Below are 12542 nucleotides of genomic sequence, written 5' to 3' on the forward strand. Positions count from 1 at the left end.
TCGATCGACGCGGGGCGATCCTGGACCAGACGCTGGACGTCTGCCAGCGGTTGTGGCGGGAGAACGAGGTGAGCTACGAATCGGTCGATTTGAGTTTCGAGCGGATACACCAGATGCCCAAACCGGTTCAGCCAGGCGGGGTGCCGGTGTGGGTGAGCGGGACGGTGAACCGAGCGGTCGCTCGCCGGCTCGCTCGCTTCGGACAGGGCTGGATCCCGTGGGGCCCGGACGCGCGGGATGTCGCCGGCGGAATACGTCGAATGCGCGCCGCGGTCGAGCGCGCCGGGGGTGACCCGGACGGGTTCGGTGTTGCCGGGACGCTGCGCGTGCAGACGAGCCCCGATGGCGGGCTCGACCTCTCCGCGGTCGCCGCGGGGGCGGCCTCGCTGTCGAACGCAGGCGTGACCGACCTGCGGATGACGCACTGGCCCTTGCCCGGTGCGAACCGGGACCGCGACATTCCGGCCCTTGTCCAAGCGGTCCGTGACGCTGTAGGCGGCTAGGGCGCGCGGATCGACTCGAGTTGCGCGGCGAGCAGCATCCGGTCGAAGTAGCACCGTTCCAAAACCAGATCGGGCCCGCGGAAGCCGAAGAGGTTGACGCTCAACATGTCGAGTGGGGTGCCGGGTGCGGTCGTCCGGGTCTCCACGACCAGACCATTGTCCCCGTGGTAGATCGCCTCCGCGGCATATCGCAGCATCGGGAGATCCGCCCACTGCTGCGATAGCATCGCGCGGACCGCCTGGTCACCGTCGAAAACGGTTCCGGTAGGGATGATCTCGTAGCGCGGATGGGTGAAGGTGGCCATCGCCGCCTCCAGGTCCCGCGCATTCTCGGCGGCGACGTGCCGGAGCACCACCTCTTCGCGGGCGCGCCGCAGCGCGGTAACGGGACTCACCTTGGTTCGAAGACAGCGAGGTTGCGGCCGTCCTCGAGCGGCACCCACGCCAGCCTGACGCGGTCACCGACCGCGGGAGGGGGACCGAACACGTTCGACATCATGCGGACCCCCTCATCCAGATCGACGAGCACCACCGAGTACGGCACCTTGTCGGCGAGGGCGGGAAGCGCGGCGCGGTGGTGCACGCTGACCGCGTACACGACCCCGTCACCGCTCAACTTCTCCCACACCAGCGATGACCCGCCGCAGTGCGGGCAGACGAACCGCGGGTACCAGACGAGCCGCGCGCACGATTCGCATCGTTGGACCGTCAGCTCGCGACGCCGGGTCGCGTCCCAGAAGGGCGCGGACACCGGGCTGGGCTGCGGGACCGGCAGCGTATCGGTCACAGCGCGGCCTCCGTTCCCAGAATCACCGTCGAGGTGGCCGAGAGCACCCCGCCGGTGCCATGTGCGACAGCCGTTTTCGCGTCCGGGACCTGGCGTTCGCCGCACTCACCGCGCAACTGCCGCGCGGCCTCGGCGAGCAGGAAGGCCCCGAACGCCCCGGGGTGGGTGTAGGCGAGGCCGCCGCCGGACGTCTGAGCGGGCAACGTGCCGCCGGGCCCCAACGCGCCGTCCGCGACAAACGGACCGCCCTCGCCCTTGCCGCAGAAGCCCAAGTCTTCGAGCGCCAGCAACACCGTGATCGTGAACGAGTCGTACAGCTCGACTACGTCGATGTCGGCCGCGCGAAGGCCCGCGGCGCGGAAGGCGGCCGGCCCGGACAGCGCCCCCGGGGTGACGGTCAGGTCGGGCATCTGGGAGATCATGGCGTGCGAGGCCGCCGTCGCCGCCCCGAGGACGAATGCGGGCGGCTTGGCCAGGTCTCGCGCGCGCTCGGCGCTCGTTACCACCACCGCGGCGGCACCGTCGGTGACCAGGCAGCACTCCAGCTTGTGCAGCGGCTCGGCGAGGAAGCCCGAGTCCAGGACGTCCTGCACGCTGATCGCCTCGCGCAGGTGAGCTCGCTCGTTCAGCGCGGCCCAGCGCCTCGTGTCGACCGCGATCTGGGCCAGCTGTTCGGGCGTCGTCCCGTACACGGCCATGTGCCGGTTGGCCGCCAGGGCGTAGGCGCTGATCGGGAGCATCACCCCGAACGGTGTCTCCCATTCCAGCCGCTCGGGGGTGGCGAAAACTCCGAGACCCTTTTCGCCACGCTTGCGCGCGGCGCGCGGCGTCGACGCGTAGACGATCACCACCGTCTCCGCCTCGCCGGCCGCGATCGCCGCGGCGGCGTGCTCGACATACAACCCGTAGCTGGCGCCGCCGGTCTGCGTCGCGTCGGTGAAGCGTGGCGCTATCCCCAGGTACTCGGCCAGCTCCACCGAGTGCATGAGCGTTCCGCCGGTGCAGGTGCACAGCCCGTCGACGTCGCGCAGCGACAGGCCCGCGTCGGCCAGGGCGGCGGTGATCACGCGCGCCTCGAGCTCACGCAGTGGAACATCGATCACCCCGCTCGCCGAAACCTCGTCTGCCACACCGGCAATGGCGGCCACACCACGTGTCGTCAACTTGCTGTCCCTTCGAAGAGTTCGCGCAGCGCGGGTTGGCTGACCTTGAGCGACGGCGTGCGGGGCAACTCCTCGACGATGATCAGGCGGGCCGGGACGTAGTAACGGCTCAATCGTTCACGCGCGTAGGCGAGCAGCTCGTCGGGCGTGGCGCGGGCGCCGTCGGTCAACTCGACCGCCGCGACCGGCACCTGGCCGAGCCGTTCATCGTGCAGGCCGGTGACCCCCGCGTCGCGGACAGCCGGATGATCACGGAGCACGCCGACGATCTCGCCCGGATTGACCTTGAACCCGCCGCGAATGATGACGTCGTCGGTGCGCCCGTCGATGAACACAAAGCCGTCGGCGTCGACCCGGCCGAGGTCGGTGGTGCGCACCCAGTCCCCGCCTTCGGTGCGGACCTCGATGCGGCCCTGCTCGCCGGGCGGCATCTCGATGTCATCCTCGACGGACGTGACGCGGATCTCCCGACCACGCTGGGGGCGCCCGACACTTCCCCGTTTGGCGGTCGCCCACTGCCGGTGCAAGGCCAGGTTCCAGCCGGCCACGCCGCCGGCGAATTCCGTTGCCCCGTAGGACGGCAGCACCGCGACGCCGTAGCGACATTCAAACCTGGTCTGCACGTCGACCGGCAAATGTGCGGTGCCGGAGGTCACCACCTCGACGCTTGAGAAGGCCTCCGGATCCACGCCCGCGTCGAGCACCATCACCATCGCCGACGGCACCAGGCTGACAGCCTTCGGTCGGTGCCGCAGTAGCAGATCCACAAATTCGGGAACGCGGAATCGCTCCAGGAGCGCGATCTTTCTTCCTTCGCAGATGTTGAGCAGAGTGCGGAACAGCCCGGACATATGCACCAGCGGCGAGGATACGATCGCGACACCCGAACGCAGTCTCGGTTCTGAGTCGTGCCCGGCGCCAACGCTGTAATGCGCGCTCGCCGCCGCGACGGTGTGCTCAAAGGAGCTGTAAGACAGCGGTATTCGCTTGGGCGGACCGGTCGTGCCGCTCGTCAGCATCTCGACTGCCACGCCGTCACCGGGCGGGCGGAACGGGCCCGGTCCGGACTGTTCCAGCCCCTCGACAACGGTCGCGCCGGCGGGGTCACTCGATACGCGAACACCCAGCGCCCCGGCGGCGGCGTCGACCACTCCTGTGCGCTCCCAGTCGATCGGTAAGGCCACCACCGCAGGCAACCGCAGCTCGCGGATGTCCGCGCAGAGCCCGGCGTCACCCTGGGACGGGTTGATCGTGACCACGCAGCCGCCGGTCAGCAGCACCCCGAGCACGGCGCCGACCATCGCGGGGTGATTGCGCAGCACCAGCCCCACGGGGGAGCCCTCACCCAACCCTGCAGCCCGCAGACAACTTTGGAGGCCCGCGGCGGTGTCCGACAATCCCTGCCAATCCACCCACCGGCCCTCATGCTCGATCGCGGGCGCCCGCGGGTCGATCGCGAGCACCGCGCGGATGCGGTCGGCGAGTTGCTGGTTCAAGCCGCGGCTGCCGCGAGCTCGGTCGCCGCGGGGATCACCTCTTGGGCGAACAACTTCATCGACTCGTACACCTTCGTGCGGTCCATGGCGCCGCCGCGCGACATGCGCAAAATGATGTTGCGCCAGCCCATGTCGATGACGGTACGCATCTTATCGACGATGCGGTCGGGGTCGCCCATCAGCGTCAGGTGCGAGTTCAACACCTGCTCGTAGCTCTGCTTGTCGTGTTTCTCGAACCAGTCCGAATACGCCTTGTAGTCGGCCGGTATTTCGCCGCCGCGCTCGAACGGGCTCGAATACTTCCGATGGGTCTGAATGGAGAGCTCGACGCTCTCGCGCGGGTAGCTGCGGGCGAACGCATCGTCGGCGTGACAGAAGGCGTTGAGCAGCGCCCACACGTTGCCGGTTGCGGCGTCAAGTCCCTTCTGGGACTGCACCTTCAGGTAGATGTCCAGCGCGCCCTGCAGATCCGGGTCCACCTGGTAGGGGTTTCCGATGATCGCCCCGAAACCCTTCTCGGCCAGCCACTCGAAGCTCGACGGCGTCTTCATCACCGTGCCCCAAACGGGGATCGGCTGCTGCACCGGCCGCGGGTAGATCGTGACGTCCTCGATTTGGAAGTACTTGCCGTGGAAGCTGACGTTCTCTTCGGTCAACAGGCGGCTGACGATTTCCACGCACTCCTGATATCGGCCCGTGGCCTCGTCCATCGAGATACCGAAGCCCTTGAACTCATGCGCCTGGTAGCCGCGCCCGAAGCCGGCGTCGAAGCGCCCGCCGGACAGGACGTCGACCAAGGCGATCCGTTCGGCCAGCTGAATGGGCTCGTGGAAGGGCGCCACCATGCACGCGGTGCCGATGCGGATGCGTTCGGTCTGCGCGGCGATGGCCGTCGCCACCTGTGGCAGGTCCGGGAGCATGCCGTAGGGGGAGAAGTGGTGTTCGGCCAGCCAGATCTCGTCGTAACCGAGTTCTTCCGCCCAGCGCGCTTCCTCCAACACGTTGGCCAGCACCTCGCGTTCGCTGAGGTGGTTGGGTTTGTCGCCGAGGATGAACACGCCGAACCTCATGTCGGTCCCTCCCGCTTTCCGCATCGGGTAAAAGTAGTTGCACTGACTGCCACAATAATGCACGATTGAACACATATCGTCAATCCGTCTAGTAGGAGGTGCCGTGGCTCTGCTCGACTCTGCGGTCGGAACCGCTTTGCCGCCGAACACCTTCCGCTGGAGCGAGACCGACGTGATCCTCTACGCGTTGGGGGTGGGCGCCCGCCCGCCGTCCGAGCTGAGACTGCTCAACGAGGCCTGCGGCCCGGATGTCCTGCCGACGTTCGCCCTGGTGGCCAACTGGTGGGCCGTCAAGGACCTGCGCGGTGTGCTTGACCTGGGTACGTATCCGATCGTTCACTCTGCGCAGTCGCTGGAACTGCATCGGCCGATCGGTGCCAGCGGGGAAATGTCGGTGCAAGCCGAGGTGTCGGCCGTATGGGACAAGGGCAAACACGCCGCGGTGGAATTGACCAGCCGCGGCGCCGACCCGGACGGGACCGTGTTCGTCGCCAAATCCCAAACCATGGTCCTCGGTGCGGGGGGATTCGGTGGCGACCGTGGGCCCGCTGCCGAACCGGACCCCGACGGGCCACCGGACGCTGTGTTCGACGACGTCGTCCGGCCCGAGCAGGCCGCCCTCTACCGGCTCTCGGGCGACCGCAACCAGCTGCACATCGACCCCGAGGCGGCCCGCAAGTACGGCTTCGACGACGTCTTCCTGCATGGCCTGTGCACGCTGGGATTCGCCGCCCGAGCGGTGATCGACCGGATCGCCGACGGTAACCCGCGGTCGCTGACATCCTTAAGCTGCCGATTCTCCAAGCAGGTGAAGCTCGACGCCCCGCTGCGGACGGAAATCTGGCGAACCGAAGATTCGGTGCGTTTCCGGACCCTGCAGGGTGACGCCGTCGCCCTGAGCTCCGGAACCGCCACGCTGGCAGGGGTATGAGCATGGACCAACGACGGGCCCGCGGGTTGCGCAACCGACAGGCACTCATCCACGCGGCGATCGAGCTGTTCGACACCCAGGGCTACGAGGGAACCACCGTCGACCAGATTTCGGCGGCGGCCGGAGTCGCGCCGCGCACGTTCTTCCATCACTTCGCCACCAAGGAAGACATCCTGTTCGACGGCTACGCCGAGCGGCTGCAGGAGGCGATCCGGCGTTTTCGTGCCGCGCGCTCCGACTCACTGTGGGACGCACTCGCCGAGACTTCGGTGGCGGTGGCGCAGGCGATCGTCGATCAGCCTGACATCTTTTTGGTGCGCGCGCGGATGTACCACGGCTTGCCGGCCTTGCGCGCGACGATGCTCCGGATCAACGAGGACTGGATCGACCAACTCACCACGGAGGTGGCGCGATGGCTGGGCAGCGAAACTCAGCCGGACTTGCGACCGCGCCTGGCCGCCACGCTGATCAACGCCGCCAACCGCGCCGCCATCGATTCGTGGGTCGCCGGCGGTGGCAGGGGTGACTTGTCGCAACTGATGGCCGAATCAGTGGAGTTGGTGCGCCCCTCGATCGTCGCGATCGAACGCACCGGCAAGGCCCCCGGGACCAGACGGGCGGGTGGGCAGCGTGTCGGGTGACTTCCACCCCCTCGCCGTCGTCACCGGGGGAGCGCGAGGCATCGGAGAATCGATTGTGGCCGCGCTGATTCGCGGCGGGCATCGGGTGGCCGCGATCGACGTGAACGCGAAAGCCATTGCCCGTGCCCAGGATTCGGATGATGCGAGATCCGGGTTGCTCGTCCCGATGAACGTATCGATCACCGACCGAGACGCGGTCGAGACCGCGCTGAGCGCATTGGCCGACCGGCACGGGCCCGTTCGAGCATTGGTCAACAACGCGGGCATGACGCTGCCCGGCACGTTCCTCGAGCAGACCGACGAGGACTGGGACAGCATCGTAGCCGTCAATCTCAAGGGCACCTTCGTGATGGCGCAGGTCGCCGCCCGGCAGATGGTCGCCCACGGCGGCGGGGCCATCGTGAACGTCAGCTCGGTGTCGGCACACGGCGTGCGCACCGGGCCGCCGGCCTATGCGGCAGCCAAGGCCGGTGTCGAAGGGCTGAGCCGGTTGATGGCCGTTCAGCTCGGTCTGCACGCCATCCGGGTCAACACCGTCGTGGTCGGCACCACCGCGACCCCGTGGTTGTTGTCGCGCAAGACCGAGGACGAGCTGGCGCAGATGCGCCGCACCACTTTGACCGGCGACATCGGTGAGCCGGACGACGTGGCGGGCGTGGTGGCATTTCTCTGTTCACCCGCGGCCAAACACGTCACCGGCCAGCTGATTTCGGTTTCGGGTGGGCAGTGGATGCCATGACGACGACCCGGAACGACAAGACAGATGTTGATGTAGTGTTTAGTGCTACGAATCGATGCCAGGGGATGTCGTGGAACTGAAGAGAATCCTGTTCGACGTCAGCGAGCAGGTCGCCACCATCACGATCAACCGACCGGAGCGGCTCAACGCCACCGACGACCTGACCCGCACCGAACTCGGCATCGCGTGGGCACGGGTGCGGGAGGACCCGAACATCCGGGTCGCCATCATCACCGGAGCCGGCGACCGGGCGTTCTCCGCGGGCCAGGACATCCGGGCAACGGCCGAGGGTGGCATCCGCAACAAGGTTCCCGGCTCGCGGCTGCACCACAACGTGTGGAAGCCGGTAATCTGCGCCCTCAACGGAATGGTCGTCGGCGGCGGCCTGCATCAGGTCGCCGATGCCGACCTCATCATCGCGGCCGAGCACGCCGAGCTGATCGACACGCATCTGGCCGTGGGCAACGTGTTCGCGCTCGAGCCCGCCGTGCTGCTGCGCAGAATGCCGCTGTCGATGGTGATGCAGCTCGGGCTGATGACCAAACAGGGCCGGATCAGCGCGCAGCGGGGCTACGAGATCGGCCTGATCAACGAGGTCGTGCCCGCGGACCGGCTGCAACAACGGGCGCGCGAAATCGCCCTGGACATCGCGAAACTCTCACCTGCGACGGTCCAGGCGTCGATCAAGGCGATGTGGAGCAGTCTCGATGTCGGGTTACGTGCGGCCAACGACGTCGCGTATCGCTATGTGCTGCAACACCAGCTGACCCACCCCGACTACCGGGAAGGGATGCTCGCGTTCGCGGAAAAGCGGGAACCGCGGTGGGTAGTGGAATGACGCGCGATGAGTGAGGCGGCACGGACTTTCGCCTACGAACCGATGCCGTACGCACCGGTCGTCCCGGCGATGCTGGTCGACCTGGTAGCCGCTTACGGAGACAACGACTTCGTCATTTCGACGACGGGCGGGGGAACGATCGAGCGAATCACCTATGCGCAGGCCGCTGCTCGGTCCGCCGAGATGGCGCGGCGGTTGCTCGCGGCGGGCGTCACCAAGGGCGTTCGGGTCGGAATCCTGGCGCCGAACGGACCCGATTTTGCGGTCGCCTTCCTGGCTGCCACCCGGATCGGCGCCGTGGCGGTGCCGATCAACACCTTCTTTCAGCCGCCGGAGTTGAGCTGGCTGCTGCGCGACGCCGACATCCACACCCTGCTGTCGGTCGACTCGCTGCTCGGCAAGGACATGCTCGCTCGTGTCGGAAGTGCTGCGGGCGAGTTACCGCCCCCGGGCGCGCCGCTCGGCCTCGAACGGCTGCCCCAGTTGCGCAACATCTTTGGGCTTGGCGACAGCGAGCGGACCTGGCCCAGTGCATGGCCGGAGCCGGCGCCCGAAACGTTTCTGCGTGCGTGCGAATCGACGGTCCGCCCGTCCGACGACCTGGTCGTCATCTACACATCGGGAAGCACCTCGGACCCCAAGGGCATCATCCACACGCACGGCACCGTGATTACGCACTCCCGCTTCGTCGCCACCCAGCACGAGTGGAAGCCCGACGACCGGGTCTACATCCCGATGGTGTTCTTCTGGGTCGCCGGGCTGGTCTTCGGTCTGCTCGGGCCGATGCAGACCGGCGCCACCATTCTCACCGAGCACAAGTTCGACGCCGGCGACGTGCTGCGCCTACTCGAAACCGAGCGCGCCACTTACGCAACGGGGTTCCCGCACGTCGGCCGGGCACTGGCGAATCATCCCGACTTCGCCTCCGCCGATCTGTCAAGTCTGCGCGGGGGATACCACCAGGTGCTGCTACCGCCGGAACTGCGCGCGGCCGATCCGTCACTGCTGGTGACGCAGTTGGGGATGACCGAAACGTGCAGTTCCCACACCTGGTGGCCACCACACGAACCGGTGCCCGCAAGCAAGCGCGGTTCACTCGGGGTTGCCGCACCCGGCTACCAGCACAAGGTCGTCGACGAGTGCGGTGCGGAGGTGCCCAACGGCACCATCGGGGAAATCTGCGTGCGGGGAGTCGCGATGATGCGCGGCATGATCGGACGGCAGCACAGCGATCTGTTCGACGCCGACGGCTGGTACCACACGAAAGACGCCGGACACCTGGACGACGAGGGTTTCCTGTTCTTCACCGGACGCACCGACGACATGATCAAATCCTCGGGCGCCAACGTCGCACCGGTGGAGGTCGAGGCGGTGATCGGCGGCGTCGACGGCGTGCGGATCGCCTATGTCGTCGGCGTTCCGGACGCGGACAAGGGTGCGCTCGTCTGCGCCGTGGTTGTGCTCAACCAGGGGCGGTGCGCCTCGCAGGATGAACTCGCGGCGGCATGCCGCAAGGAACTCGCCGCCTACAAGGTTCCGAAGCGGTGGGTGATTCTCCCCGACGCCGATCGGCTGCCGTACACCACCACGAACAAGATCGACAAGCCACGGTTGGTGCAACTTGTCACCTCGGGGGAGCTGGCATGACCGGGTTGGAGGCGCGGATCGCCCGCCTGGAGGCCATCGAGGAAATCCGTCAGCTGGCGGCACGGTACGCGGTGGCGTTGGACATGCGCGACTTCGACTCCCTGGCAAACCTTTTCGTCGACGACATCGGGGTGCCGGGCAAGCGCCGCGGCCGCGACGCGATGCGCCAATGGTACGACGCCGAGGTTCGTCCGACGCTGCTGGGCAGCGCGCACGGTGTCCTGGGCCATGTCATCGACGTCCACGACACCGACACCGCGAGCGGACTCGTCTACTCGCGTAACGACTTGGAAACCGAGGGCGCGTGGTTCATCGAGCTGCTGGCCTATCTGGACCGCTACGAAAGGCGGGACGGCCATTGGTATTTCGCGCGCCGCATCCCGCTGTTCTGGTACCGAAGCGACATCACCGACCCGCCGGTCGGTCCGCGGAAGGTGCGCTGGCCCGGCAGCCCGAACCAGGACGGCTCGTTCCACCATGCGTTCCCGTCGTGGGAGGCTTTCTGGGCCGCCGACCCCGGCCGCTTCGACGCGCCGGTCCCGGCCCCGGCCGCCGTCGGCGATTGGCTGCGCACCCTGCGCCAGGGCGCTGAAGCACCGCGGGTGAGCCCGACCGGTCGCGCGCCCGCGGAGTCGTGATGTCTGGTCGTGCAATGGGTTTCGGATTCACCGACGAGCAGAATGAGCTGCGCCGCGTCGTGCGCTCTTTTCTCGAAAGCAAGGCCGACGAGGCACGCGTGCGCGGCCACATGGAAAACCCGGTGGGCTACGACCCGTCGCTGTGGGCGCAAATGTCCGACGAGCTGGGCCTGGTGGGGCTCGCAATCCCGGAAGAATTCGGCGGTCAGGGGTACACGTTCGTCGAACTCGGCGTCGTGACCGAGGAATTGGGGCGCGCCCTGGCTCCGTCGCCATACTTCGCGTCGGCGGTACTGGCGTCGAGCGCGCTGCTTGATTCGGGTGACTACGCGGCGCAACAACGATACCTGCCGGGCATCGCGTCCGGAGCGACCATCGCCAGCCTGGCCGTCACCGAGGAGTCGGGCCGCTGGGAAGCCGGTGCGATCCACACGCGGGCGCGAGAAACGGCACACGGCTGGGTGGTGGACGGAGCCAAAACCTATGTCCTCGATGGCTGCAGCGCCGATGTGCTGTTCGTGGCCGCCCAGGCCGACTCCGGATTGTCGTTGTTCGCCGTCGACCGGTTCGACAGCGTCGCCCGGCGCGCGCTGTCCAGCCTTGACCAGACTCGAAAACAGGCCCGCATCGAATTCACCACAACGCCGGCCTCGCTCGTCGGTCGTTTGGGCGGCGCGGAGGAACTGTTGCGGTCGACCCTCGCGCTTGGCTGCGCCGCGCTGGCCGCCGAACAGGTCGGCGGCGCGCAACGCTGCCTCGAGATGGCCGTCGCCTACGGCAAGGCCCGCAAACAGTTCGGCAAGCCCATCGGCTCATTCCAGGCCATCCGGCACAAGTGCGCCGATGTATTCCTCGATATCGAATGTGCCCGCGGGGCAGCCTATTACGCGGTGCGGGCCGCGGCCCAACGCTCGCCAGAACTGCCGGCGGTGGCGTCGCTGGCCAAGGCGTGCAGTTCGGAGGCGTATGCGCGGGCCGCTGCCGCCAATATCCAGATTCACGGTGGGATCGGATTCACCTGGGAGCATCCGGCCCATCTGTACTTCAAGCGGGCTCAATCGTCAGGGCACCTGCTGGGCGACGCGTCCTATCACCGGGGGCTCCTCGCCGACGACATCGGGCTCTGAGGGGGTCAGAAGTCCGTGCCCCCGTCGATGTTGACGGCCGCGCCGGTCATGAAAGCTGCCCTGTCGCTGAGCAGGAAGGCGATCAGCTCGCCCGCTTCTTCGGGACGCCCGCCGCGGCGGAGGGCAACCCGCATGTTCCAGTCCGGGTTGCTCGCGAGGTGCGTATAGATCGCGTCCTCCAGCGCCACCCCGTACTCTGCCGCCCGCCGCGCGCGGATGAAGTCGTTGACCTCAGTGTCGAACAGCCCCGGGCATACGGTGTTGACCCTGATGCCCTCGGGGCCATGCGTTTTCGCCAGGATCTTTGACAAGGTCAACACCGCCGCCTTGAGCGCGTTGTACGGCGGAATCAGGATCTTCGGCGCCCGAACGGAATACGCGGCCGTGGTGACGATGGTTCCACCGCCATTGCGTTGCAGGTGCGGGATGACCGCGCGGCAGGAGCGCACGGTTCCCATCAAAATCAACTGGTAATACCAGTCCCACGACTCGTCGCCGTGTTCGAGGAACGGCCCCTGTTGATTCATCGGTCCCGCGGTGACGGCCAGGCCGCGCAGCGGCCCCAGGCTCGCCGCCGCCTCGTCGACAGCGCGATCCACCCCGTCGCCCGGGGCGGCCGCGTCGACGGCGATTCCGACCGCCCGCACTCCGTAGTCTGCGGTCAATTGCTCGGCCCGCGCTCGAGCACGCTCCCCGTTACGAGCCAGCAGCGCCACGTTGGCACCGTCGGCCGCGAGCTGCCGCGCGGCGGCGAACCCGATACCGGTCGTCCCGCCGACGAGAACGAAATTGCGTCCCCCCAGGCCAAGCTCCACGCGCTGCCCTCGTTTCTGGCGTCACCGCCGACGTCAGCCATACTAGACAGCAGTACGATGTGTGTCGCAATGACTACTATCCGGGCCCAGTTCAGTGACGAATTGGCCCATCAACGGAACACAACGCCGAAATTTGTCGCGTAGCAT

14 protein-coding genes are annotated in these 12542 nt (G+C 67.5%); 8 read left to right on the top strand and 6 right to left on the bottom strand.

Features of this window, described 5'->3' with window-relative positions; genetic code table 11:
• A partial coding sequence (locus tag A9X05_RS22570) for an LLM class flavin-dependent oxidoreductase (protein WP_156736915.1) occupies nucleotides 1-503 on the top strand: 503 nt, incomplete at its 5' end.
• Here the strand turns inward: A9X05_RS22570 and A9X05_RS22575 are convergent.
• Genes A9X05_RS22575 through A9X05_RS22595 form a run of 5 tightly spaced genes read right to left on the bottom strand, consistent with a single transcriptional unit; the run spans nucleotide 500 to nucleotide 5043 of the window.
• Nucleotides 500-898 (bottom strand): nuclear transport factor 2 family protein, encoded by a 399-nt coding sequence (locus tag A9X05_RS22575; RefSeq protein ID WP_231968780.1) that lies wholly within the window; start codon nucleotides 896-898, stop codon nucleotides 500-502. The two genes, A9X05_RS22570 and A9X05_RS22575, sit on opposite strands and share 4 nt — an antisense overlap.
• A complete protein-coding gene (locus A9X05_RS22580; protein ID WP_067784160.1) occupies nucleotides 895-1290 on the bottom strand; it encodes a Zn-ribbon domain-containing OB-fold protein in 396 nt (131 codons plus the stop codon). Before A9X05_RS22580 ends, A9X05_RS22575 begins: the two co-directional genes overlap by 4 nt.
• On the bottom strand, nucleotides 1287-2453 hold the full coding sequence (locus A9X05_RS22585; protein WP_067784162.1) for an acetyl-CoA acetyltransferase: 1167 nt from the start codon (nucleotides 2451-2453) through the stop codon (nucleotides 1287-1289). Before A9X05_RS22585 ends, A9X05_RS22580 begins: the two co-directional genes overlap by 4 nt.
• A complete protein-coding gene (locus tag A9X05_RS22590; RefSeq protein ID WP_231975408.1) occupies nucleotides 2450-3949 on the bottom strand; it encodes a class I adenylate-forming enzyme family protein in 1500 nt (499 codons plus the stop codon). Before A9X05_RS22590 ends, A9X05_RS22585 begins: the two co-directional genes overlap by 4 nt.
• Entirely contained in the window at nucleotides 3946-5043 is a 1098-nt protein-coding gene (locus A9X05_RS22595; protein WP_231968867.1) for an LLM class flavin-dependent oxidoreductase, read from the bottom strand. Before A9X05_RS22595 ends, A9X05_RS22590 begins: the two co-directional genes overlap by 4 nt.
• Nucleotides 5044-5122: 79 nt before the next feature.
• Here A9X05_RS22595 and A9X05_RS22600 point away from each other — a divergent pair, with 79 nt between their 5' ends.
• The 7 genes from A9X05_RS22600 (at nucleotide 5123) to A9X05_RS22630 (ending at nucleotide 11580) form a co-directional block, all read left to right on the top strand.
• Nucleotides 5123-5950 carry a MaoC/PaaZ C-terminal domain-containing protein gene (locus A9X05_RS22600; protein ID WP_067747135.1) on the top strand — a complete coding sequence of 276 codons (828 nt, stop codon included), beginning with the start codon at nucleotides 5123-5125 and terminating at the stop codon, nucleotides 5948-5950.
• A 2-nt stretch (nucleotides 5951-5952) separates the two neighbouring features.
• The gene (locus tag A9X05_RS22605; RefSeq protein WP_067747133.1) at nucleotides 5953-6591 is read left to right on the top strand and encodes a TetR/AcrR family transcriptional regulator; all 639 of its coding nucleotides are present in this window, start codon (nucleotides 5953-5955) and stop codon (nucleotides 6589-6591) included.
• Nucleotides 6581-7330, top strand: coding sequence for an SDR family NAD(P)-dependent oxidoreductase (locus A9X05_RS22610; protein ID WP_067747158.1), 750 nt, complete (start codon nucleotides 6581-6583; stop codon nucleotides 7328-7330). Before A9X05_RS22605 ends, A9X05_RS22610 begins: the two co-directional genes overlap by 11 nt.
• A 70-nt stretch (nucleotides 7331-7400) precedes the next feature.
• Nucleotides 7401-8168 carry an enoyl-CoA hydratase-related protein gene (locus tag A9X05_RS22615; protein WP_081665400.1) on the top strand — a complete coding sequence of 256 codons (768 nt, stop codon included), beginning with the start codon at nucleotides 7401-7403 and terminating at the stop codon, nucleotides 8166-8168.
• A gap of 6 nt (nucleotides 8169-8174) precedes the next feature.
• Nucleotides 8175-9815, top strand: a complete 1641-nt coding sequence (locus A9X05_RS22620; RefSeq protein ID WP_067784164.1) for a class I adenylate-forming enzyme family protein — start codon at nucleotides 8175-8177, stop codon at nucleotides 9813-9815.
• Nucleotides 9812-10453: a nuclear transport factor 2 family protein gene (locus A9X05_RS22625; protein ID WP_067747124.1), complete on the top strand. Its 642-nt coding sequence runs from the start codon at nucleotides 9812-9814 to the stop codon at nucleotides 10451-10453. The genes A9X05_RS22620 and A9X05_RS22625 overlap by 4 nt, the downstream gene beginning before the upstream one ends.
• Complete coding sequence (locus A9X05_RS22630) at nucleotides 10453-11580, top strand: acyl-CoA dehydrogenase family protein (RefSeq protein ID WP_231978454.1); 1128 nt, start codon at nucleotides 10453-10455, stop codon at nucleotides 11578-11580. The genes A9X05_RS22625 and A9X05_RS22630 overlap by 1 nt, the downstream gene beginning before the upstream one ends.
• A gap of 5 nt (nucleotides 11581-11585) precedes the next feature.
• Here A9X05_RS22630 and A9X05_RS22635 read toward each other — a convergent pair whose 3' ends face one another.
• Nucleotides 11586-12395 (bottom strand): SDR family NAD(P)-dependent oxidoreductase, encoded by an 810-nt coding sequence (locus A9X05_RS22635; RefSeq protein ID WP_082950287.1) that lies wholly within the window; start codon nucleotides 12393-12395, stop codon nucleotides 11586-11588.
• Nucleotides 12396-12542: the final 147 nt, after the last annotated feature.

It is taken from the genome of Mycobacterium sp. E3298 (genome assembly GCF_001666895.1).
Lineage (GTDB): Bacteria > Actinomycetota > Actinomycetes > Mycobacteriales > Mycobacteriaceae > Mycobacterium.